General features: G+C 48.5%; 22 protein-coding genes. 7 read left to right on the top strand and 15 right to left on the bottom strand.

The features are described 5' to 3' along the window. Window positions 1-263: 263 nt before the first annotated feature. Window positions 264-2729: an ATP-dependent Clp protease ATP-binding subunit gene (locus tag RBH76_01740; GenBank protein WMJ84170.1), complete on the bottom strand. Its 2466-nt coding sequence runs from the start codon at window positions 2727-2729 to the stop codon at window positions 264-266. Between the two features lie 160 nt (window positions 2730-2889). On the opposite strand from RBH76_01740, the gene RBH76_01735 reads away from it, so the two are divergent. Next, window positions 2890-3057 (top strand): hypothetical protein, encoded by a 168-nt coding sequence (locus RBH76_01735; protein WMJ84169.1) that lies wholly within the window; start codon window positions 2890-2892, stop codon window positions 3055-3057. A gap of 398 nt (window positions 3058-3455) precedes the next feature. Continuing rightward, window positions 3456-4358, top strand: a complete 903-nt coding sequence (locus RBH76_01730; protein WMJ84168.1) for a diguanylate cyclase — start codon at window positions 3456-3458, stop codon at window positions 4356-4358. Window positions 4359-4446: 88 nt separating this feature from the next. Here RBH76_01730 and RBH76_01725 read toward each other — a convergent pair whose 3' ends face one another. From RBH76_01725 to RBH76_01710, 4 genes are all read right to left on the bottom strand, one after another. Further along, window positions 4447-5070 (bottom strand): ABC-2 transporter permease, encoded by a 624-nt coding sequence (locus RBH76_01725; protein ID WMJ84167.1) that lies wholly within the window; start codon window positions 5068-5070, stop codon window positions 4447-4449. Next, entirely contained in the window at window positions 5067-5927 is an 861-nt protein-coding gene (locus tag RBH76_01720) for an ABC transporter ATP-binding protein (GenBank protein ID WMJ84166.1), read from the bottom strand. Before RBH76_01720 ends, RBH76_01725 begins: the two co-directional genes overlap by 4 nt. 2 nt (window positions 5928-5929) lie before the next feature. Beyond that, window positions 5930-6304: a GntR family transcriptional regulator gene (locus tag RBH76_01715; protein ID WMJ84165.1), complete on the bottom strand. Its 375-nt coding sequence runs from the start codon at window positions 6302-6304 to the stop codon at window positions 5930-5932. A gap of 172 nt (window positions 6305-6476) precedes the next feature. Then, complete coding sequence (locus tag RBH76_01710; GenBank protein WMJ84164.1) at window positions 6477-7613, bottom strand: AI-2E family transporter; 1137 nt, start codon at window positions 7611-7613, stop codon at window positions 6477-6479. Between the two features lie 179 nt (window positions 7614-7792). Between RBH76_01710 and RBH76_01705 the strand changes: the two genes are divergently transcribed. Next, complete coding sequence (locus tag RBH76_01705) at window positions 7793-8134, top strand: Smr/MutS family protein (GenBank protein WMJ84163.1); 342 nt, start codon at window positions 7793-7795, stop codon at window positions 8132-8134. Window positions 8135-8213: 79 nt separating this feature from the next. Then, complete coding sequence (locus tag RBH76_01700) at window positions 8214-9386, top strand: DUF3810 domain-containing protein (protein ID WMJ84162.1); 1173 nt, start codon at window positions 8214-8216, stop codon at window positions 9384-9386. A gap of 111 nt (window positions 9387-9497) precedes the next feature. Here RBH76_01700 and RBH76_01695 read toward each other — a convergent pair whose 3' ends face one another. From RBH76_01695 to RBH76_01650, 10 genes are all read right to left on the bottom strand, one after another. Continuing rightward, a complete protein-coding gene (locus tag RBH76_01695) occupies window positions 9498-9920 on the bottom strand; it encodes a hypothetical protein (GenBank protein WMJ84161.1) in 423 nt (140 codons plus the stop codon). A gap of 199 nt (window positions 9921-10119) precedes the next feature. Further along, complete coding sequence (locus tag RBH76_01690; GenBank protein WMJ84160.1) at window positions 10120-11046, bottom strand: polymer-forming cytoskeletal protein; 927 nt, start codon at window positions 11044-11046, stop codon at window positions 10120-10122. A gap of 162 nt (window positions 11047-11208) precedes the next feature. After that, window positions 11209-13599, bottom strand: a complete 2391-nt coding sequence (locus RBH76_01685) for an endonuclease MutS2 (GenBank protein WMJ84159.1) — start codon at window positions 13597-13599, stop codon at window positions 11209-11211. A 138-nt stretch (window positions 13600-13737) separates the two neighbouring features. Then, entirely contained in the window at window positions 13738-14487 is a 750-nt protein-coding gene (gene recO, locus RBH76_01680; GenBank protein ID WMJ84158.1) for a DNA repair protein RecO, read from the bottom strand. Continuing rightward, complete coding sequence (locus RBH76_01675) at window positions 14463-14636, bottom strand: hypothetical protein (protein WMJ84157.1); 174 nt, start codon at window positions 14634-14636, stop codon at window positions 14463-14465. The genes recO and RBH76_01675 overlap by 25 nt, the downstream gene beginning before the upstream one ends. A 185-nt stretch (window positions 14637-14821) precedes the next feature. Then, window positions 14822-15715: a GTPase Era gene (gene era / locus RBH76_01670; protein WMJ84156.1), complete on the bottom strand. Its 894-nt coding sequence runs from the start codon at window positions 15713-15715 to the stop codon at window positions 14822-14824. Next, window positions 15716-16225 (bottom strand): rRNA maturation RNase YbeY, encoded by a 510-nt coding sequence (ybeY, locus tag RBH76_01665; GenBank protein WMJ84155.1) that lies wholly within the window; start codon window positions 16223-16225, stop codon window positions 15716-15718. 28 nt (window positions 16226-16253) lie between these two features. Further along, a complete protein-coding gene (locus RBH76_01660) occupies window positions 16254-17219 on the bottom strand; it encodes a PhoH family protein (GenBank protein ID WMJ85181.1) in 966 nt (321 codons plus the stop codon). Window positions 17220-17396: 177 nt separating this feature from the next. Then, complete coding sequence (locus RBH76_01655; GenBank protein WMJ84154.1) at window positions 17397-18569, bottom strand: sporulation protein YqfD; 1173 nt, start codon at window positions 18567-18569, stop codon at window positions 17397-17399. A gap of 9 nt (window positions 18570-18578) precedes the next feature. Further along, the gene (locus RBH76_01650) at window positions 18579-18878 is read right to left on the bottom strand and encodes a YabP/YqfC family sporulation protein (GenBank protein WMJ84153.1); all 300 of its coding nucleotides are present in this window, start codon (window positions 18876-18878) and stop codon (window positions 18579-18581) included. Between the two features lie 108 nt (window positions 18879-18986). Between RBH76_01650 and RBH76_01645 the strand changes: the two genes are divergently transcribed. The 3 genes from RBH76_01645 to RBH76_01635 all read left to right on the top strand — a co-directional run bounded on the left by RBH76_01645 (window position 18987) and on the right by RBH76_01635 (window position 23165). Continuing rightward, window positions 18987-20024 (top strand): hypothetical protein, encoded by a 1038-nt coding sequence (locus RBH76_01645; protein ID WMJ84152.1) that lies wholly within the window; start codon window positions 18987-18989, stop codon window positions 20022-20024. A 181-nt stretch (window positions 20025-20205) separates the two neighbouring features. Next, window positions 20206-20424: a hypothetical protein gene (locus RBH76_01640; protein ID WMJ84151.1), complete on the top strand. Its 219-nt coding sequence runs from the start codon at window positions 20206-20208 to the stop codon at window positions 20422-20424. 23 nt (window positions 20425-20447) lie between these two features. Then, window positions 20448-23165: an N-acetylmuramoyl-L-alanine amidase gene (locus tag RBH76_01635; GenBank protein WMJ84150.1), complete on the top strand. Its 2718-nt coding sequence runs from the start codon at window positions 20448-20450 to the stop codon at window positions 23163-23165. Window positions 23166-23304: the final 139 nt, after the last annotated feature.

The following is a 23304-nucleotide window of genomic DNA, read 5'->3' as shown; positions in this document are numbered from 1 at the left end:
AGCCGCATAAAACGGTGCAAACTAGCTTTTCGAAAATGTCTTTCGCTTTGCTCAAGCTTTTACGCCAGGCTTTGCAAAACAATCAAGTTGTTCCTTTTGTTGCCTAGGGTCAAACGATCCGGCGCACTTTGTGCGCGTCGACGCAAAAGTGGGTGCTCACCGCCCCCCTTTTGCACACTATTTTCCCGTCGCTTGCATTATAGAATTTACTTGTCAATACTTTAAAGCGCGCCGCATAAAACGGCGCGCCCTTTCTTTTTTCACTAAGACATCAGCTCTTTAACCGGTGCAAGCGAAACTTTACATACTTCAATTTTATCATTCAAGCAACGGCACAAAACGCTGTCGCCCGCTGCGATATGCCCAAACAGCAGCTCCTGCGCCAGAATATCTTCGATAGCGGTTTGAATCTTACGGCGCAGTGGACGCGCACCATAATCAGGGTCAAACCCCGCACGGATGATATAACTGATAACGTCGGCGGAAAATTCGGTTTCAATGCCAATGGCCTGCATGCGTTCACTGACGGATTTAAGCAGCCTTTTGACGATGCTTTTCATTGCTTCCTCGCCAAGGGTGTTAAAAACAACAATTTCGTCGATGCGGTTAATCAGCTCAGGCTTAAACATCTTTTTAAGCTCTGACATGACCTCTTTCTTAATGGCTGCATCGCTGTTGGTCTGTTCGTTAGAAACAAATCCCAGCGCTTTTCTGTCGGTAATTTTGCGCGCACCGATATTTGATGTCATGACAATTATAGCATTTTTAAAGCTGCAGGTACGTCCATGCGCATCGGTCAGGCGGCCATCCTCAAGCAATTGCAGCAAAACGTGTAAAACGTCAGGATGCGCCTTTTCTACCTCGTCAAACAGCACGACTGAATAGGGCTTGCGCCGTATGCGCTCGGTGAGCTGCCCACCATCGTCATACCCAACATATCCGGGCGGCGACCCGATGAGCTTTGACACCGATTGCTTTTCCATATACTCCGACATATCCAGCCTCAGCATCGCTTCTACCGAGCCGAACAAAACACTGCTTAATGCGCGGCAAAGCTCGGTTTTACCCACGCCGGTAGGACCCAAGAACAGAAATGAGCCCACGGGACGATTCGGGTCGCTTAAACCTACGCGACCTCGGCGAATGGCCTTTGAAACCGCCCGTACAGCTTCGTGCTGTCCAATGACCATTGCACCCAACCGCTCCTCAAGCGAGATCAGCCGTTGGGTCTCTTCACCTGTCAGAGACGAGATATCAATACCGGTGGTCTGTGAGATTAAGTCGGCGATATCCTTCTGGCTAACTGCCAGCACACCTTTTGTTTTGTTGCGCTTTGCAGTGGTTTTACCTTGCAGATCCTGTTCCTGACGGCGCAGGGATGCTGCCAACTCAAAGTCGCAGCAGGAGAGTGCCTCCTCTTTGCGACGGCGCGCAATTTTAAGCTTGGTTACAACTTCGCTGTCATCATATTCGCCTTCAGCAAAGCTTTTTAGCTTGACGCAGGCCGCCGCCTCATCAATAAGGTCGATCGCCTTATCGGGCAAAAAACGGTCGGGAATATACCGTGCCGAGAGATGCACGGCAGATTCCAACGCGTCGTCGGTTATTTTGAGACGGTGGTGTGTTTCATACCGTTCTCGTAGACCTTTTAAAATTTCTACCGCTTGCTGTTCATTGGGCTCCTTGACAATGACGCTTTGAAAACGCCGTTCCAGCGCTGAATCTTTTTCGATATGCTTACGGTATTCCTCAAAAGTTGTTGCACCAACGACCTGCAACTCCCCGCGTGCTAGCTGTGGTTTAAGAATATTGGCAGCGTCAACTGCCCCCTCGGCTGCGCCGATGCCCATCATATTGTGAATTTCGTCAATGAACAAGATGATACCGCCCGCCGCTGCAACCTCGTTGATAATCGTCTTGATGCGTTCTTCAAAATCGCCACGATATTTGGTACCCGCTAAAACGGCTGTTAAATCCAATGCAACCAGCCGTTTTTCGCTGAGTTCAAACGGCGCTTCTCCCATGGCGATGCGCTGTGCCAACCCTTCCACAACGGCGGTTTTTCCTACGCCGGCCTCACCTATTAGGCAGGGGTTGTTTTTTCCGCGCCGACAAAGTATGCGAATAACACGATCTATTTCAGAATCACGCCCGATAACGGGGTCGAGCTTGCGCTCTCTGGCCATTTGGGTCAGGTCGCGTGAAAATTTATCGAGTGTCTGGGTTTTAGGCTGTGCCTTAGTCGTTCGTTGAGTATTTGCCCTGTTGGCCTTTTCTCCAATCATGCTAACAGCACCTGCAACATCACACATCGCTTTGTATAGAGATGCGGTGTCCAACCCCAATTCTTTTAACAGCGCCACCCCACTGCTTTGAGGTTCGCGCAACAGAGATATCAGTAAATGCTCGGTGCCAACGGTTTGCGAGTGATAGTCACGCGCTATACAGACCGCTGTTTCAAAGATTCTTTTGCAACAGGGCGTGATATCGTCAGAATTAAGGACAGACTGGGGAGCCCGCCCCACCGTGCGAACCAACAGCTCGGTGATATCCTGCGCATTGACCCCTCGGGAGGTCAACGCTACGCTGGCAGCCGATCCTTCGGCGCACACCAGCCCGAGCAGCAGATGCTCGCTGCCAATATAGGTGTGCCCAAGCGCAGAGGCCTGTGCGATTGCAAGATTAATAGCATCGTTTGCTTTTTGTGTAAATCCGTTAAAACGAAACATTTTCTTCACCCCACAGCTTATTTTATGCCACAAACCGCCGTTGCAATCATATTGAACAAATTATCTTGTCAAGTTTTCTCTCTTTTGAATAACAAAGCTGTAACACCGCTTTTATACTTAACATAATATGTGATGAAATCTAATATTAGGAGGTTACACTATGTTTTTCGGTAATAACTGCGGTGGCGGTTGCGGCTGCCTGTGGATTATAATTCTCATCATCATCATCTGCTGCTGTGGCTGCGGCGGCGGTTGCGGCGGCTGGGGCGGCTGCGGCGGCGGTTGTGGCGGTGGCTGTGGTTGCGGAGGCTGGGGCGGCTGCTGCTAACCGGTAATCTTTGTCCATAAGCGTTCTTCGAAGTGGAGGGCGGGCGCATATTGCGCCTGCCCTCCGCTTGTCAAAATTCAAAGAATTAAATTCTGCTTTTATCTGTTATCTAACGGTTCATTGCGGCCTTCCTACATTTTGTTCTGCTTTAGTAGAGTTTGAGCTATACAAACCGCCACAATAGACAAAATATCCCGATGGTTTTCATAGAACATATTTAGAAATTAATAGAAAATTTCGTCACAATATTGTAGGAATTGTAATTATCTGTTATAGTTAAAACAAAATATAATAATAAGAATCCATCTTTATGAGAGCTGTTGTATCATTGATTTCTTGGTATCGGCATTGACTTTGTAGACTAAAAGTGCAATATACGGCGAGGGAGGAACCCGTTTTTGGAAGAGGACGTAAAATATAGAATTTTAGTTGTTGAAGACAGTCTGTTAAACCAACATGTTATCCACAATATCCTCCAGCATAAATACACTCTGGCAATGGCGCTAACCGCCAAGGAAGCGCTTGAAATAGTACCAAGATTTCATCCTCATCTTATTCTTTTGGATCTCATTTTACCGGATGCGAATGGCTTTCAAGTCCTAGAGACGCTAAAAAATATGGAGCAAAGCCGAAACATTCCTGTCATCATTATCACGGGGATGGACGATGAAGCAAGCGAAGAACGTGGTCTTATGCTCGGTGCAGTTGACTATATAAAAAAGCCATTTAAACATGGCATTGTCGGCGCTCGAGTCAATACGCAAATACATATTATTAAGCAGATGCAAATGATTGAACGACTGGGAATGCTTGACGGCCTGACCGAAATTTCCAATCGCAGGGCTTTTGATATTCAGCTACAACATGTGTGGAACCGTGCACTTAAAGAAACGACCGATCTCAGTATGCTCATGTTGGATATTGATAATTTTAAATTATATAACGATACTTATGGGCACCCTCAGGGGGATCTTATCTTGCAATCTATAGCAAAAGTTCTGAAAACCGAAACCAAAAATTCTTCAGCTATGGTGTTTCGTTATGGTGGCGAGGAATTTTCTGTCATCCTCCCTACAGACGGCCTAGCCGGCGCTGTTCATGTCGCGGAGCGTATCCGTCACAGCGTAGAAGAAACAAAGGTGCGCAGCCTTTTTTCTGATGTCGTGACCTCCGTCACTGTTAGCATCGGTGTGGCATCTAAAAAGCCCTCCAATGCAAACTTAATTTATGATTTAATTGAACGGGCAGATCAAAAACTTTACCAAGCAAAGCATGATGGGCGTAACCGCGTCCGATATTAATTATAAAATCACTAAATGGAGAGCAGGTGCAACAAGCGCCCGCTCTCCATTTATTAAGCCTTTATTCGGTTTTGTACAAATCACGTCATCACAGCTCCTTGCCTCGGTATATCCGGCAGGAAAGCAGATACGAAAGGTAAAAAACTACAACTGGTGCTATTGACAATACCATTAAAAGCAGCACTTTAACAGCATGAAAATCAAAGCCCTCCGGCAGAAACCATGCAATAGCCGATATGATCAACGCAATCAGTACGCCCGCCACCATCAGCACCAGCCGGGCTTTTTCAGCACCGAATTTGTAGATGCAGGGCAACAGCACCGAAATTAGAAACATGCCCGCAGCCGTGGTACCCAATACGATAGGTATTAATGCTGAAAAGTCGCCTTTGCGCACCAATACAAAAACAAGGTACATCAAGCCGCTAACAATAGCTCCGAGTGCTGCCATAAGCAGCGCAAGTAGATATTTCGCTCCGACCATATCTGACCGCGTCACCGGCAGGCTGGCGCCATATTGATCCCATTTGGCATAGTTATCATAAGAAAAAGAACTCATCACCATCATCACGCAAAGAATTCCAGACATACCCGCAAAAAAGAAGACATTGTCCCAGACGATACCAAAAATAAGATAGAAGATAACTAAAGCGCCAAGCGTCCTGGCATAGCTTTTAAGCATCAGAATATCTTTTAGCAGAAGACCCCTCATTGTTTTTCCCCCTTGACATGAAATAGCATAATATCTTCTAGCGTTGCATAGTCCACCGTCAGCTCTGGATGTTGCCGCCGAAGTTTAGTCGCATTTTGTACTAACGCGTTGCAGCCGAATTGATGCGAAATAACCTTTATGACAAACTCCTGCGGAACCTGTGCCAACTGATTTGCACCGCAGCGCAGAATACCATAGTGTTCGAGCAGGTCATCTTTCTGGTCACAGAGCAGCACTTCGCCCTGATGCAGAAAGCAAATGTAGTCGCACACTTTTTCCAGATCCGTCGTGATGTGCGAGGACATCAGGATGGAATGTTCGTCATCCTGTATGAACTCCATAAAAAGGTCCAGGATTTCGTTTCGGACAATCGGATCTAAGCCACCGGTTGGCTCATCGAGCAGTAGCAGCTTTGGGGAGGAACCCAGCGCAGCCGCCACCGAAAGCTTCATACGCATCCCGCGAGAAAAGGTTTTGATTTTCTTTTTGGCGGGCAGCGAGAACCGGTCAAGATGGCTGTAAAACAGGTTGGTATCCCAGGTGGGATACAGTCTTTTAAGAATCTTTTCAATTTCGGCAGGACAAAGCAGCTCCGACCAGCAGCATTCGTCAAATACTACGCCAATCTGTGTTTTGACTGCGCGCTCGTTCTCAATGGGGTCGAGCCCCAGCAGTGAAATGCTGCCCGCGTCGCGCTTTATCAGGTTAAGAAGCAGCTTAATTAGTGTAGTTTTACCCGCGCCATTATCCCCTATTAATCCCATAATACTGCCTTTGGGTAATGCAATATCGACATTATTTAGACAAAACGCACTGTAATTCTTAACGAGCCCTTCGGCTTTAATAGCATATTCCACGGTCAATCTCCTTTATATAGCAATGTGATAATTTCGCAGAGCTGTTCGACGCTAACGGCGCTTTCAAGTGCCATTTCAACGGCGGCCTGCAGGTGTACTTCTATTTCGCGCAACTGATGCTCCTGAACGAGCTGGGCGTCTCTCGCTGAGACAAAACTACCTTTTCCAGCAACCGTCTCAATAAAGCCATCCCGCTCTAATTCCGCATAGGCGCGCTTGGTGGTGATAACGCTAATGCGAAGATTTTTGGCCAGCAGCCGAATCGAGGGCAACGCATCGCCGGCGCGCAACTCCCCGGAAAGAATAAAGTTTTTCACTTGAGCGGTTATTTGCTCGTAGATGGGCTTTCCGCTGGCGTTGCTGATGATGATATCCACGTCTGTCCCTCCAATCTGTCATTACTGTTAATATTGTATATGTACAGTATATTCGAAATTCCTAAAAAGTCAATGCTTTTTTAAAATTTAGCCTGCGCACTCGAAATATTTATATAAAAAGAAGCCGGGAAATAACTTTAACAGTCATTCCCCGGCCTCGCCGTACCATGTATTAAGATTTTGATGATTCGGGTTTTGATTGTTTTTGCGCCAATTGGTGGGCTATTGCTTCGCCCATCAATTGATAAATTACCGAGGTGATTGGAACAGCCAAAAGCATGCCCAAAATGCCGAACATGCCGCCGCCAACCGTAATGGCTAGCAATATCCACAGCGGCGGCAGGCCAATAGAGCCTCCCACCACACGTGGGTAAATCAAATTCCCCTCCACCTGCTGTAACACAATAATAAACACCAGAAATCCCAGCGCTTGTCTGGGACTGATCATGAGCAGAATGAACACCGCTGGTACGAGGCCTACAAACGCACCTACAATTGGCACCAGACTGGTCAGCCCGATCAAGACGCTGATGAGTAGCGCATATTCAAAGCGAAACAGGATCATGCCAACAAAGCAAAGAGAACCAAGAATCAGCGCCTCGGTCAGCTGGCCAACCACAAAGCGCGTAAAGGTGTGACTGGTCACCCCACCTGCGTGCATCAAAGCCGAATAAACCCTATCCGACGTCAGCGCCTTGAGTAGCCGTTCGGTCTGCTGTGCCAAAGTTTTATGATAAAGCAACAGATAGACTGAAAACACCAACCCTAACCCCAGATTGACGATGCTGCGCACCACGCTATTGGTCACGGAAAAAAGCTGTGGAACTGCACCAAGCAAAATTTGCCCCAACCATTCGGGCAGCTTTTGGAGCGTATCGTAATACGGTGAAAAATCGATATTTAAAACCCACAAATCATTTTGCATACGCTGTGCCCATTTGGTTAGCGTAGGCGCAAATGCTTCGGCGTTCTGTCTCAATAATCGCAGGCTTTCCGCAAGTTGCGGCACTAAAACCGACACAATCAAAGCCAGTGACCCAAACAACAAGCTGTAAACGAATAGTAGCGCAAGGGGCGAGGCCAAGCGTTTAAACCGGCTCGAAAGATTTTTTGTTAACCAAGCACATACGAGATGAAACGGCCTTTTCAGCACAAAGGCCAGCGCACCGCCCACAAACACCGGAATTAGCAGCAAAAACAACTGCTTTAACACAGCGACGGCAGCGTCTAGCTTTATAATCAGGGCTGTCATTAGTGTAGCATAGGTGATTAACAGCAGCCATCTTTTGAGTTCGCGCTTATCTTGCATGAATATTTCCTCTTTATAGTTATAATTTTGTCTAATTATAGAAGCATACGTCTGAAATTGCAAGCAAAACAAATTTATGATATGATAAACTATAGGTTAATTTTAACCCTATTGATATCCAAAATTTCACCTTTTGCAGGCAACTGCCTTACAATGCAAAACACCGGAAGGAGCCCGACATGAACTGCCGAATCGTGAATCTTGAGCAAGGAATGCCCACTGTAGAAATGGCTCGCAGTCGCTTAAACAACGCACTTCAAACCGCTAAAATGCGGGGAGATAAAGCCATTAAGATTATTCACGGTTATGGCTCAAGCGGAAAAGGCGGTGCTATAAAAGCTGATGTTCAAAAGCTTTTGGCACAAAAACAGCGTTCTGGCGCCATAAAAGGCTATGTAAAGGGCGAAGACTTTTCACCGTTTAGCGAAGCTTCTCGTCAGATCACTGCCAAATGTCCTGCCCTGACAAAAGATCGTGATTATTCACGCGGCAACGACGGTATCACCATCGTATTGCTTTAGAACGTTTTCTTAAAATTTAAAATCAACAGAACTTCGCTAAAAGCAAGCGGTTAGCTTTTTAAGGAGAATCGCCCAAGGTGTGGGGGTTTTAGAATACCCCAGAAAGGATTTTAGCGCAATGGGCAGCAGAACAATTTTTATCCCACGGCAAAAACCTTTTTACCGAATCCTCAAGTACATACGCACATTTAAAATAAGCCTTATTCTTTTAGCTATCAGCGCTATTTTACTGCTGCTGATCCGTGTGTTGCCCGCCACATTTATCGAATCGATTTATTCGCGTAATATATTCCGCAAAATTTCGTATTTATCCGGTTTAATCAGCCGCCATCTCCCCTTTTCACTAGCGGGCATTATCCTGTGGGGGCTATCAGCCACTGTGGCACTAGCTATTTTGGCGCTACCGGTACTGTTGTTTATTTATCCACAGCGCTTAAAGCTTGTGGGAATTTATCTGCGCGTAACCGCAGCGTTGCTCGCGCTGATATTGTTGCTATTTACGCTAACCTGCGCGCCAAATTACTACCGATTAACCTTTGCCGATCAGTCGGGGCTGGTGATTAGAGCGTCCAGCGTTTCTGAGCTTGAAGCCCTTTGTAACGAGCTGATTGAAAAAACCAACGCCGCACGTCTACTGGTAAATGAGATTGACAAGCCGTTCTCAGAGCTATCGCAAAAGGCTCTCGAGGCCTTCAACATGCTAGATGCAGACTACCCCTTTTTGGGCAAGGCACTTGGATCGCCAAAACCGATGTTGTTTTCGGAAATTCTTTCAATTTTCAATCTGACCGGTTTTTATTTCCCCTATACAGCTGAAGCAAACGTCAATGTACATATGCCACCGGCCGAAATGGCGTTCACCGCCTGTCATGAGCTGGCGCACACCTGTGGGTTTATGCGCGAAGATGAAGCCAACTTTATTGGGTATCTTGCCTGCTTAAAATCGTCGGATATCAACCTGCAATATAGCGGCTTATATGTGGCGCTTATGCAAAGCATGAACGCCCTTTATCGCGCAGACAGCCAACGTTATTTTGCCCTGCGGGAAAAATACAGCCCGGCTCTGGCCAATGACATGGCTGCAATACATCAATATTGGGTCAAGTATTATAACACTCCTGCCTCCAAGGCTTCAAACACCATTAACGATACTTATTTAAAAGCGAATAACCTTGCGGACGGTACTCAAAGCTACGGCAGAATGGTAGATCTGTTGTTGGCGCAATATCGCCAGTCGCACGGTTTAACGTAAATTAGCCAATATGGCGCGATAATTGATGCAGTATCCAGCGAGAAGTTCAGCTTATTCTAAAATTCCCGGCCGTTCCCGTTTAACAATGGGGGCGGCCGGAGCTTTAAGCAGTTATTCCTCCGTTAGATAGGTCATCGCCCCAAAATGATAAATTTCAATGATACATTCCTTTACTTTTTCTCCCTCATAAAAAAAGCCTGAAAATTTCGATTGATTATAACCATAGGTTTCATCTATAATCTCAAAATCTATATTCGGAAAGCACTTTGCAAATTGAGTTAAAACGAATTTTTTACCTGTAAATTGTCCACAGTCGATTGTCGAATCCATAAGATAAGCATAACAAAAATCAAAATCAACATCTTCAAACGTGACATATCCTTTCACCGGTAGACCGTCACCATTCATCGGTTTATAAAACCCCGCGTCAAACCATAACGTCACCTGTTCAGGTACGATATCAATGCGATTCACATGCGCATCGTGCAAGCTGTAGGGCAAATCAAGAATATTTTTTCGCTTTGTTTCTTTCATACAAAGATACTCCTTTTATAAGGCTGGCAAGTAAAACTCGGCCGGAAGGAAGAATCGCTACTTTGCAATACGGTTGGATGTTGCTATTCATTGCTAAAAATAGAATTGTGTGCAGTTAAACCCCCGGCCGATTGACAGGAAATCAAACGACCGGGGGTTAATCGTCACAGAATATTATATTTATGTACGCAACCGCGCTTTAAACATTAAACGGTGTTTTAGAACCAGCCGAAGCGTTGTTGATGGAGTTTCGTAAAGCATTGAGTGCCGGGTTCTGGGCCGTTGCAGAGGCAGTTGATGCAGCAGTGGCCGAAGCAACAGGAGAAGAAACCGGTGTAGCGGAAGGTGCGGTAGCCACAGTCGACTGCGTGTTCTGCGTAGCAGTCGCAGCCGGTCTCGTACCGCCGACGGAAATTTTATCGTCGAAAAGATCCTTGCAGGCCTTGTCAAAGATAATCTTAACTTCACCCTCGAGCTTTGCGCCCTGATCAATCGAAATTGAACCTGCTTCCAGATTGCCCCACAGCACAGCACTATCTTGCAAAACTGCGCCCTTTTTAACCTTGATATTGCCGCGGATTTTACCGTTTAATACAATGCTCTCTGCCTGTACATTGCCATAAAGCACCGAGGATTCGTCAATGGTCACCTCTGTCGTACAGGTCATACTACCACGCACTTCACTGTTCAAAAAAGTCATTTCTTGGGCCGCTGCATCGCCAATCAGCCCGCCGCTAACCCGCAAACTGCCTTTGGTCTTGAGATTGCCGTTCAGGCTACCGCACAGCTCAATATCGCCGTCGGAAATAATGTCACCCTTGATGACGGTACCCTTTGAAATGGTAGTGGTAGAAGTAATTTCTTCAGCTGTGACAGGGGCTGCTTTTTCCATGACGGGCTCCTCCTTTATCTCTGGGACTTTAAATGCGTCTGCGCCAATTGTTCCCAATGTACTCTGTGGGGTTAGCGCCATCGCCGGGCTGCTGGTAGTCATTTCCTTCTGCGAGCTGTTCTTATTATACTGCTCCGGATAAAGACGCGCTTCATCGGTAGAAACATCCAACTTCTCCGCGGCATCACCTATTAAATCGCGCATCGCCTGAGTAAAACCGCCTCTTGCAACCATTCAAATGCCCCTCCTCATATCTTAAAGCCATGCAATGCATATAGTAAAATTTATCCGATAATAACGTTCATATTTTAACATATGATTTGATAGAATGTCCACTGATTTTGGCTTGAAACCATAAAATTTGTCGCTTAATAGAAATATTTACAGAAAAACCTGCTATTTTATTTCTGCAATTGTAACACCGTTCTCACCTTCACCATAGCGACCCAGTCTAAAACTGGCAACATTGCGGTGGTTCTTTAGCCGCTGTGCAACGGCCGCGCGCAGAACCCCCGTTCCCTTGCCGTGAATAATGCGCACTGTTTGCACACCTGACATGACGGCACTATCGATAAAGGCGTTAAGTTCCAATATGGCCTGCTCAGAATCCTGCCCGCGCAAATCCAGTTGGGTTTTTATATCACGGGTGGCACGTGAAGCCACGCCCCGTATGCCAACGGCACCCTTACCGCGTGGCTTTTGCTCCTTCTTCTGCCCACCGAGCATAATCTCAGAAATAGGAACCGAGGTTTTAATCAGTCCTGCCTGCACCAGCACCGACTGACCCTCGGGCTTTTTGAGTACGATGCCCTCTTTGTTCAAAATGCGAACAAAAACAATGTCGCCCTTTTCAAGCGGACGCGGCAAAACGTAGTCACCTTCTGCGGCGCTCTTGGCAGAGACAGGATCTGAAACACGCTCCAAGTCCTTCATTGCGCCGCGATAATCCCGCTTGGCGCGCATCAATAAATCCGAAAAAGCATCCTTATCCTTTTCCTTCTTAATGGCGTCCAGTTCTTCAAACAGGATATCGGCCTGTAGCCGCGTTTCTTCGATAATACGCTTAGCCTGTTCACGGGCGCGAGCCATCTCTTTTTCGGTGCTTTGTTCCAGCCGTTTCTGCGTCTGAAGTGAATCGCGCCGAATCTGCTCGGCCTCCTCCCTCAGCTTTTTTGCGGCGAGCTTTTCCTGCTCTAGCTGCTGACGGGTAGCTTCCAGCTCGGTGACGACATCTTCAAAGCGGGTGTTCTCGGCTGAAACAAAGTATCTGGCACGTTCGATGATATCCATAGACAGGCCAAGCCGCTCACTGATTAAAAACGCATTGGAACGCCCCGGAATGCCAGTGAGCAGCCGATAAGTGGGCCGCAGCGAAGCCACGTCAAACTCACAGCTGGCGTTTTCAACACCATCGGTTTCAAGTGCATACATCTTGATTTCGGAATAATGGGTGGTAGCGGCAACTTTTGCACCTTTTTTCCGCAATGTCTCAATAATCGAAACCGCCAGCGCCGCGCCCTCAACCGGATCGGTACCCGCACCCAGCTCATCTAGCAACACAAGCGAGCGCCAGTTAGCCGTCTCGGTAATAGCAATGATGTTGACCATATGGGACGAAAAAGTGGACAAGCTTTGCTCAATCGACTGCTCGTCACCGATGTCGGCAAGCACCTGATCATAGACCGAGACAATACTGTCGCTTGAGGCCGGCAGCATCAGCCCACACATTGCCATCAACGTCAACAGGCCCAGCGTTTTAATCGCAACCGTCTTACCGCCGGTGTTTGGGCCGGTGATGACAAGTGTATCGTAATCCCTGCCCACGGCAATATCGATGGGTACAGCGCGCTCATACTCGATCATCGGGTGGCGCGCTTTTTTAAGCACCGTTTCTCCGCTATCTGTCAGTGTAGGGATGTAGGCACGCATCCGGTCGCCAAGCCGCGACTTGGCGAAGTAAAGGTCGAGCGTAACCGCCGCATCGTAACCCGACAAAATGGCATCGGCATGTTCGCCGACCAGTGCCGACAGCTCCGCGATGATGCGGTCAACCTCCTGCTGCTCCTTACTTTGCAGTACGCGAATTTCGTTGTTAAGCTCGACAACACTCATCGGCTCGATAAAATAGGTCGCACCGCTAGAAGATGTATCGTGCACCAGACCTTTGACGTCATTTTTATACTCGGCCTTAACCGGAATGACAAACCGCCCATCTCGAATGGTGATAATTGACTCCTGCAAATATTTCTGATAGGTGGTCGAGCGGATCATGTTATCCAGCTGGCTACGTACCCGAAGCCCTGTGCTACGGATATTGCGGCGCAGATCGGACAGCAACGCCGACGCATTATCATCCAGCTCCTCCTCCGAGACGATGGCAGAAGTCAGACGATTCTCTAAACTGCGTTCGAGAAACAAACATTCAAACAGGCTATCCAAAGCGGTTTGTATCTCTTTAGACTGCTGTTTCCAACTATCTAATGACCGCATGGTGCGCAGCACAAGCGTGATATCCAGCAACTCGCGCAGAGAAAGCCTGCTACCTAGCTGGGCGCGCTTTAACGCCCCCGCGCAGTTGACCATGCGATAAATGACCGGGTAGCCGTATTTATTAGACAGGGTGTTTGCTGCCACCGTCAGGTTTAAAAGTCTGACCGCTTTTTCATACTGGCAAACCGGCTCAATTGAAAGTGCCAGCCGCCTGCTGTCGTCGCAACTGGTACAGTCGGCCAGCTGTTCGAGTACGCGCGGCAGCTCCAGTGTCGTTATATGTTTTGATAAAATCATAAAAAGTCCTCCGAAAAACCACAGCTATCAAGCAAGCCTTGCAAGCTTTGACACATTGGGGTGCGTTCATAAGGTGACTTAAAGAGCCAAAACAAAGCTTTTGACAAGCTGCAGTTACATCCACTCTGCCGCAAAATATTATTCCGCAACAGAATAGAAAAACCCCAGCGAACGATATTGTTTCTGAAGGTGGTAGAGCATGTAGCTTTCACAAATACGTGTTAAGATACGCAGCCCTTCTTCCGGCAGCGAGAAGGAGAACAGTTTCTCAACGGGGCTGTAAATGATGTGACGCATCGCCGCAAGTACTCCTTCCGATATCGGTTCGGCCCGAAACTCGGGATTATTGCAGTTTTGGCAGTAAAGTGCGCCCGTCTCGATTGAAAAGCACATGTGTTCCCCATCTTGCTCGCCAAATTCGCCGCAAACCGCGCAGCCGGTTAAATCGGGCATAAACCCCGCCATAGTCATGAGCCGTAGCTCAAAAACCGGCTTTAAAAGCCACACTGATTTTTTGCCCTTGCTCAGTAAGTGCAGCGTGTTTAAAACCAACCGTAGGTATTCGGGGGCGGCCTCTTCGGGGGGGGCAAGCTCACAACAAAGCTCAGCTATGTAAGAGGCGAGCGAGAGCGCCACAATATTCTGCCGTAGCGCAAAAAAAGATTGCTCAACCTCCGCAGAATCGACGGTGTTGCTGTCCCTGTAACGGAATAGCACCATCTTGGAATAACAAAACAACTCGGTAGAAGAGGTCAGCCGACCGCGGGGTTTGTTTGCTCCCCGCGCGGCGGCTGAAATAACGCCATAATCACTGGTCAAAATGGTGAGCAAACGATCGTTGCCTACCGATTTGGCACGAATGATTATTCCGTGCGTGACACACTGCATGGCGTTTTTATCTCCCCTTTGTTTTCATTCTGTCGCACTAAACCGTCTTGCATCGGCTTTGTCTGACGGCTTTCTGCTGCATACTGCAGATAATCACAAACGAGACCGGTGCTAAAAAATGCTTCCCAGGCTTTTGTGTTGTCCATCATAAATCGCCTCCGAAATTAGTTTTTCCGGGACAATTGAAATTATCGTCGGAAATATTTCGTTAATAGACAACTTCTTAAATTTGAGTGAGTGGACAGATGAAGATTTTTTGCCGTCTGTCCATATAACAATAATTTCAATAATGAATATATTGCGGATCTTTACCGCAAACGGACTTGGAAACTATTTATTGCTCCCGAAACCCGAAATTTTTAAGTTGGGTGTCACTGTCACGCCAACCCTCTCGCACCTTGACCCAGCACTGTAAATTGATACGTACATCCAAAAAGCGTTCAATATCAAGCCGTGCCTCAGTTGCGATTTTTTTAAGCATTGTGCCGTGCTTGCCAATAATAATGCCCTTGTGCGCGTCGCGCTCACAGACGATGGTTGCATCAATGTCGATGAGGCTGCCGTCTTCACGCTCGCTCATCTTCTCGATGACAACCGCTGTGCCATGTGGAATTTCATCGCGCATATTCCGCAGCAATTTTTCGCGAATAATTTCTGCCACCACCGCGCGCTCGGGCTGGTCGGTCAGTGTATCATCGGGGAAAAAGTGTTCTCCCTCACAGCAAAAAGGCTCCAGTTCCTTTAAAAGTGTCGCGACACCCTCGCCTTTTAGCGCTGAAATTGGCACAACCGCGTCAAAAGTGCAAAGACTTGCAAACTCGGCAATTTTCTTTAACATCAACTCTTTTTGCGCTAATGCATCCACCTTGTTAATAGCCAGCACAGCAGGCACTCGGCTACTTTTAATGCTTTCGACCAGCTGCTTTTCGGCGGTGGTTACGCTGCCATCCCACTCGGTCACCAGAATGACGGCATCCACGTCAGAAACGGATGCGCCCGCCTGTTTGACCATAAACTGACCAAGCTTCGATTTCGGCTTGTGCAGCCCTGGCGTATCGATAAAGACGTACTGTGTCTCCCCTTCGGTCAGCACGCCTGTGATGCGGTTTCTGGTCGTTTGGGGCTTGTCCGAAACAATCGCAATCTTCTCACCCAACAGACGGTTTAAAAGCGACGATTTGCCGACGTTGGGCCGGCCGACAATCGACACAAAAATATTCTTGGTCATTTAAATTTCCTCTTCCCTGGTGATAAAGGTTTCATCCCGGGAAAGTCCCAGGCCCTGAAGCACCGCCTCTTCCTTTTCGTGCATAATACGCGCCTGAATGCCGTCGGTTTCGTGGTCATAACCCAGCAGATGGAACATGGAATGTACGGTTAAAAAACCGAGCTCGCGCTCAAGCGAATGGCCATAAAGGCGCGCCTGTTCTACTGCACGCTCCATCGAAATGACGATGTCACCTAAAATGCTGGCACCTGTCTCCTCGTTGATATCGTAGTTCCCTTTTTCGCCCATTGGGAAGGATAGCACATCGGTTGCTGAATCCTTGTTTCGGTAAGAGGCGTTTAATTCCCGAATGCTTTCATTATCCACAAGGCTGACGCTGATTTCAGCGGACGCTTCCATTTCCTCGGCAGTCAGCACCGCATTGCAGCAGCGTTTAATCAGCAGGCGCGCACCCGTGGGCATTTTAATCTTCTTTTGTCGGTTTGAAATATATACTTTTGCCTTAGCCAATCGTGTTTCCTCCCAAATTTAAAGCGTCCTAATGCCTTGACGGCGGGTTGTTGTAATAACGTTCATATGCCTTGATAATCTCTTGAATAAGGCGGTGGCGCACCACATCTTTTTCAGAAAGGTGGACAATATCAATGCCGTTGATATTCTTCAATACGCGCACAGCCTCCACCAGACCGGATTTTTTATCTGCGAGGTCAATTTGGGTAATGTCGCCAGTGATAACCGCCTTGGAATTCTGCCCCAGACGGGTTAACAACATTTTCATCTGCTCAGGCGTTGTGTTCTGTGCCTCGTCCAAAATGATGAACGAATCATCGAGCGTTCTGCCACGCATATAGGCAAGCGGTGCCACCTCGATATTGCCGCGCTCGACATAGCGCTGATAATTTTCAGCCCCAAGCATGTCAAAGAGTGCATCGTAAAGCGGCCTGAGATAAGGGTCGACCTTGTTTTGCAGATCACCGGGCAGAAAGCCGAGCTTCTCACCCGCTTCGACAGCCGGGCGGGTCAAAATAATGCGATTGATGTCGTGTGCCCGAAAGGCTCGCACCGCCATCGCCACCGCCAGATAGGTTTTGCCGGTACCCGCAGGACCGACACCAAACGTGATGGTATTTTTGCGGATAGCATCAACATATTTCTTTTGACCAAGAGTTTTTGCTTTTAACGGTCGGCCTTTTGCCGTAATACAGATCACTTCGTCGGTGAGCTGGACGACCTTTTCCTCCTGCCCATCGCTGACTAGCGACATGACGTAGTGAATATTCTGGTCGGTGAGCGCCTCGCCGGTGTTAATCAGCGATATCAGCGCCTCGATAACCTTAACGGCGAGGCAGACCTGCTCCGCCTCGCCGGTGACTTTAATGTCGGTGCCGCGCAAAAGGATGCTGACGCCGTAGGTCTCCTCTATCAGCCTGACGTTGGAGTCAAAGCTGCCAAACAGTGCCAGAGTATGCTCCATTCGTTCAACATTGATCAGCTGTTCAATCATTTCATCATCCATTCTGCCAAAGATGGCATCCATCAAAATAACGTCCCGCACCTTTTAAAGGCCGGGCAGCCGCACAGAGTACCCATTGAACGTAGTGCCTTCTTGGGCAATCTATACACTATAAAAGTATAGCACATTCATGGATATTTGTCACAGAAAACCTGTAAAAAAATGACCTTAATGTCGTAGAATTTCCATTTCTCTTGCAATATCCTTTTCAACCAACGCGCGCTCGGTTAGATAATAGACGCCGTTTTCACACCATCCCTCAATTTCCCGGGTAAGAACCTTTGAATCGGGGGTGTTCTCCCGCAGGGCGTTTAACTGTCGCATAGCATATTCCTTGGCCTCTAACTCGGTGATTTCGTTCGTCTGGAGCTGTACTGGCGTCGTAGTGCGCTTTAAAACCGAAAGATTTTCGGAGGCAATCAGCGTCTCTCGCTGCCATGTTATTGAATAAGGTTGCTCCTTCATTTTTAACGGAAAAAACAGCGGTATGCGAATTGATCCCCATTCAAGATAGCTTTTGATTTTAGGACTGCCGTTTGGCACCCATGTCGGCTGCTTTAATGGCACTGCTATGTCCTGATCCTCATAACTGTGCGCCAGAACCTTGGCCCGAGCATATTTAAACTGGCGGTTGCCATACTGATCCTCCATAATGCCGCTGACAATGATATCGCCAGCGCTAACTGTGTCGCCAATTTTGACAACCGGCTGCCCCTCATAAACCTCCATATAGCGAATCTGACCGTCGCAGGTGGCAACGACGTTACCGACCCGCTCATCCGGATCAATTGGGTCGGGTGGAATATCCCGCTCGCGCAGTTCAATCTGAGCCGTACTGCCTACGATGTTAATGGCAATCCATGCAATGCGCCCATCAATGAGTCGTAGCTGTTGCTGGAGTGTTCGCGCGTCGATCTTGCCGGATCGCACCCCCGGTTTGACACCCAACTCCTCCAATACGACGCGCAACTCCTCTTCCGGTATCGTAACACAGCCATTAATATCCACCCGCCAGATAAACTGCGAGGCAGCTATCAGCACCAATAGGGCGCACAGTAACCCAGCCAGAAAACCTTTTCGGCGGCGATAGCGGTGCCGATAAACCCACAGACCCGACTTTTTGGCAATACGTACTTTTGTACCGGTCTGGCGCGCCATTGGCCGCAGGCGATGATATTGATCGGCGTTGGTGCTCGCCTCAATTCCTTCTGGCAGGTGTTTAACGCCCCAGACAGGCAGCCCATTGCGCAGACAGAGGTTTATCAGCTTTTCTGGAAAGGCACCAGTAATCAAAAAGGTCACCGTGCCACGCAGCCATCTGACTAATACGATGAAAAACATAGCAGCACCTCATAACAAGAATTCAACCGCGGTAATAACGCCCGAGACGACGGTGATATTGCGGTTGAGACTGCCGATGGCCAGCCCCCGTCCCGAAAATTTGATTACCATGCCCCCCGCTATGAGGCGGATGATCTGTGGTGTGTATTCCAACACGCCACGACAGTTTTCCACCACAGCCTCATGGTTCGAATGCATCTCTATATGCAGCCCGCCCGTTAGGGTGCTTTCCGGCAGTTCCAGCACGCGAGAAATGGCGGTTTTCATCGGTTGTTTACCCGGTGTTTGCAGTTTCATTCTTCGCTTCAAACCTGAACACCTCCAACTTCATTCCTTCAAAATACTATATGGGCGGGCAAACCGTGATATGCGATTGTTTGCAACCATAGAATAGCGTTAGGATGCGAGGTGTTGTGAATGAAACGGATATTAGCAGGTTTATTTGGTCTTGCAGTGATTGCGGCGCTTTTTGCACATCCCACTGTGGCTGCACAGGGCATCACCGAGGGGGTACGGCTCTGTATGCAGGTGTTGCTGCCGTCATTGTTCCCGTTCATGATTGTGGTGTCATTTTTATCGCTTTCGGGTGGGCTTTTATTGCCCGCAAAATTACTCTCTCCCGTATTTAGGTTACTGCGTTTGCCCGATGCATTGTGCGATGTCTGGCTGGCCTCTTTTTTGGGCGGCTATCCAACAGGTGCACACACGCTGACCACGCTGGTGCAGCAAAAGCTGATGCCACGCGAGGCCGCCGGACGGATGTTGCGTTGCTGCGTCAACCCCGGCCCAGCCTTTTTAGTGCTGGCCGTGGGGCAGTCGATGCTGGGCTCACGCCACATTGGTGGAATGCTGCTCATTTCTCAGATGGTTTCTTCGCTTATACTCTGTGCGCTGCTCTGCCGCAGCAACCAGAAAACTACGCCCACATCCCCCAGAACAAGGCTCGACTCCCTTGCTGATGCCTTTGTCGCCGCTGTTTCTGGCACGGCTTCGGCTATGCTGACCATCTTTGCATTTGTCTTAGCCTTTTCGGTCATCTTTTCGCTCTTAAATGCATTTGACACACGCTTAAAATTACTAGCTGCCATTTTAGAGGTGACGCTCGGTTGCACTATCGCCACACAACTCGGTGGCGTGGTCGGCCTTTTGCTTCTTGCATTTTTTATAGGTTTTGGCGGATTTTCGGTCGGATTTCAGGTGCTTGCACTGGCGCGTCAAGCCTCTATTCCAGCAAACGGATTCTGGCGTGCGCGTCTGCTGGCCGGTCTGCTTAACGCCGCTGTTTTCCGAGCGCTGCTTATGTTTGATAAAACTGTCATTTCAACCATAGCCAGAACAACACCGCCAATGGCTGTTTGGTCGTGTGATCGCCTTCTTGGCGCGGTTTGTATTGTGGCTATGCTATTGATATCACTAAAAAAGCTGGAGTTTCCCACCGTAAAAATCAAGCGGTGACCGCTGGCGAGAATCCCTGATCTGTGCTAAAATAACACTAGAGCAGCACTACAAATTTTATGTCTAAACAACCTGGTCACACCGCCCCGCTTGCCAGTTGGCAGCGTAACGGCGCCCATCGTTTTAACACTTTTTCGAATGCTGCTGCGAAAATGCCGCCAGAACAAGGGAGTGTAGAAAAATGTTTAAGCGCAAGCTTTTTGGCAACAATATCACACCGTCGTGCAGCTATTGTGAATATGGCACCTTTACGCAGGATCAATCCGCTATTTTGTGTGCGCGGCGCGGTGTCGTCACACCGGATTATGCCTGCCGGAAATTTGTCTATGACCCACTCAGCCGTGTTCCAAAACCGCAACCTAAACTCGCTAAATTTGACCCAAGCGACTTTGAGCTGTGAGAACCTATATAAGGAGCATACCATTGAAAAAAACAATTTCTGTGCTGTTGGCAGTGTTGGTAATCATCGGCGTTCTCCCGCTAACTGCCTGCAACAGGTTGAGCTTTGACCCAAATGATATAACGACTGCATTGCCGTTGAACGGTCTAATGGTAAAATCACATCAAAACAAGGATTTTCCTTCCCAACCGGAGCTTTCCACCAAGGCACTGCGAAAGGAAATAAACGATATCATCCAGTACGCCCATAACGCAGGCTACAATGCAATTTTTTTTGAAGCAAGAAGTGAAGGCGAATCACTTTACAAATCATCCATATTCCCCCGAAGCCAATTTTTACTCAAAGAGCAGGGCACGTTTACGCTTTTCGACCCGATGAAAGAGATGATAAAAGCTGCCACAAAAAAAGGGCTTTCAGTCTACGCCGTGGTTGACCCTTATTCGTTGGGTGGCGATCTGTCACAACTTGCTAAGAAACATCCCGCTATAAAAGACCCTTCTTTAACAACTTCTATCGGCGAGCATTATCTGCTTGCACCCGATAATGTACAGACCATTCAGCTTAACGCAAAAGATTTGGGCGCTATGGCCAAGCGTTACGAACTCGGTGGTATCATCCTTGAAAACACCCACGCCACCGATGACATGCAAAGCGAAGTAACAAGCCTGATACAAAGCTGCCGCGAAGCGATCGACGGTCGCACACAGATCGGTCTCATGCTCCCCGACGCCGCTCTTGAGGGGGATTATTCAGCAGCAATTGCCCTTTCTGACATTGTGCTACCTACAATTAAAGCTGAGGTTAACCCCACCGACAGCGGCTATGCCAACCGCCTTGCAGAATGGCAACGTGTTGCGGGCGAAAAACTAACCGCCGTCATCGACTTGAATAACAGCGCGCTTTCAGCGGTACAGCTTTCGGCCCAAGGATTTGACGCTGTACAAAGCGGTGTCGCCGCACGAGTGGTTACCAACTATAGCGCCGCTCGGAGTCGCACCGATTTTGCGGGCGACCTGCTCGCTTCTGCGGCGATCGATAACGCCTATCAGCCAACGGCATTAAATTATGCACCGTTGCAATCTCTCTCGGTTACGCGCCCGACAAGCGCCATAACCGTAAACACCGCAAGCTATTGCATCACAGGCACCTCCGACCCCGCCCTGCCGTTGACGCTGGATGGGCAGACGATCGAGCGCAGCACCAATGACGGCGTGTTTGCCGTTTTAGTTTCTCTAAAATACGGTGATAATACCTTTGTACTACAACAAGGCGACAGAAGCGAGACCGTAACTATCACCCGACCGGACGGCAGCGGCCCGGCGGCGACCACCATCAATGTGACCGCCATGACACCCCGAAGTTCGCTGCTTGCTTATAACGGTGTGGAATTTGCCATCAGTTGCGTGGCTCCCGCGGGAAAAACCGTGACAGCAACACTGGGCGACACCACTGTTGCGTTAAAGCAAAATGCAGTGGCAGACCCCGATGTGCCTGCCGTTTTTTCTGGCAGCATGACGCTAAATGGTGCTGGGAATAAAGAAGTTAAAAATCTCGGCCCTGTCACCTATCGTATCGAGGGCGGCGAAACAGCCGTCTCGGGTGGCAATGTCTATTTGCTTGGACACGGTGCGACAGCCTTTATCCGCGTAACAGAATTTGTGGCATCGGTATTTCCCGACGAATCGGTCGCCGAAGGAAACTATAAATCGGTCTACAAGGCCGGCGTCGTCGAAGAAATCACCGACCAGATGGGTGAATATTATGCGCTTGCTTCCGGCGGCTACATCAAAAAAGCTACTGTTGAAGTCGTGGACAGCAGCGTCGCTGCTCCGCTTGTGCTGACCGCCGTCAGTGAGCAGCACAACGACCGCGCCGAACAGTTTGTTCTGACTGGCCTTGGCGGCGTCCCCTACACCTTTGTGGATGATGAGGACGGCCGCTGCACCGTCACGCTGCACCAAGCTAACGCAACCGTCAATCTCAATTCGCCACCCACAGAGAGCGCGTTGTTTTCAAAAATACAATGGACAAATGATGGTAATGGTCTAACCTGTACCTTGACCCCGCGTGACGCTAAAAAGGTTTGGGGTATCGATATTCTAAATCATGGCAACGATGCTATACTTTACGCCAAGTACGCGCCCAAGATTTCGGATATACCGGGCAAACCAATGACGGGCGTTGTCGTGGTGCTTGATCCTGGCCACGGCGGCACCGACTCTGGCGCACCGTCGGTGCTAGGAGCATCCGGCCCCTATGAGCGCGATGTGAACCTCGCGAATGCACAGATGCTGAAAAAGCGTTTGGAGCAGCTTGGCGCAACGGTGGTCATGACCCGCACTGACAGCGACACAACCCTTTCGCTTTATGACCGCATGGAAACGGCGCAAAATACCCTACCGGACTTTTTCATGTCTCTACACCACAACAGCGTGGCCGAATCACAGGACGCCAACATCAACAGCGGTGTCGAGGCCTATTATTATGAACCATTTAGTCGCGATTTTGCCGAGGCAGCGACGCGCGGTATCGCTGACAATGTCTATGCCCGCGACTACCGCTTCTCCGACTGGAGTTATTACACTGTAACCCGCATGCGCTATGCCCCGAGTATTCTTTGCGAAATTGGTTTTATGCCCAATCCGACCGAATTTAAAAACGTCTGCAACCTCACTGAAATCCATAAGACAGCGGATGCGTTGGCGCTGGCGATGTTAAACCTCATTGCTACGGCATCATAAAAGCCGCTATAAAACACGCAGCACCGCATACCTTTACACTAGGCATGCGGTGTTTGTTTTTAATTTTTATTTAAAATTTTGAAAGAATTTAACCTTAAAACACAAAGAATTATCTTAGAACCAGTGGCGAATTCATAAA

It is taken from the genome of Oscillospiraceae bacterium MB24-C1 (genome assembly GCA_030913685.1).
Lineage (GTDB): Bacteria > Bacillota > Clostridia > Oscillospirales > Ruminococcaceae > Yanshouia.
Note: the sequence above shows the minus strand (reverse complement) of the source record. Positions and strands in the feature narration are given on the sequence as shown.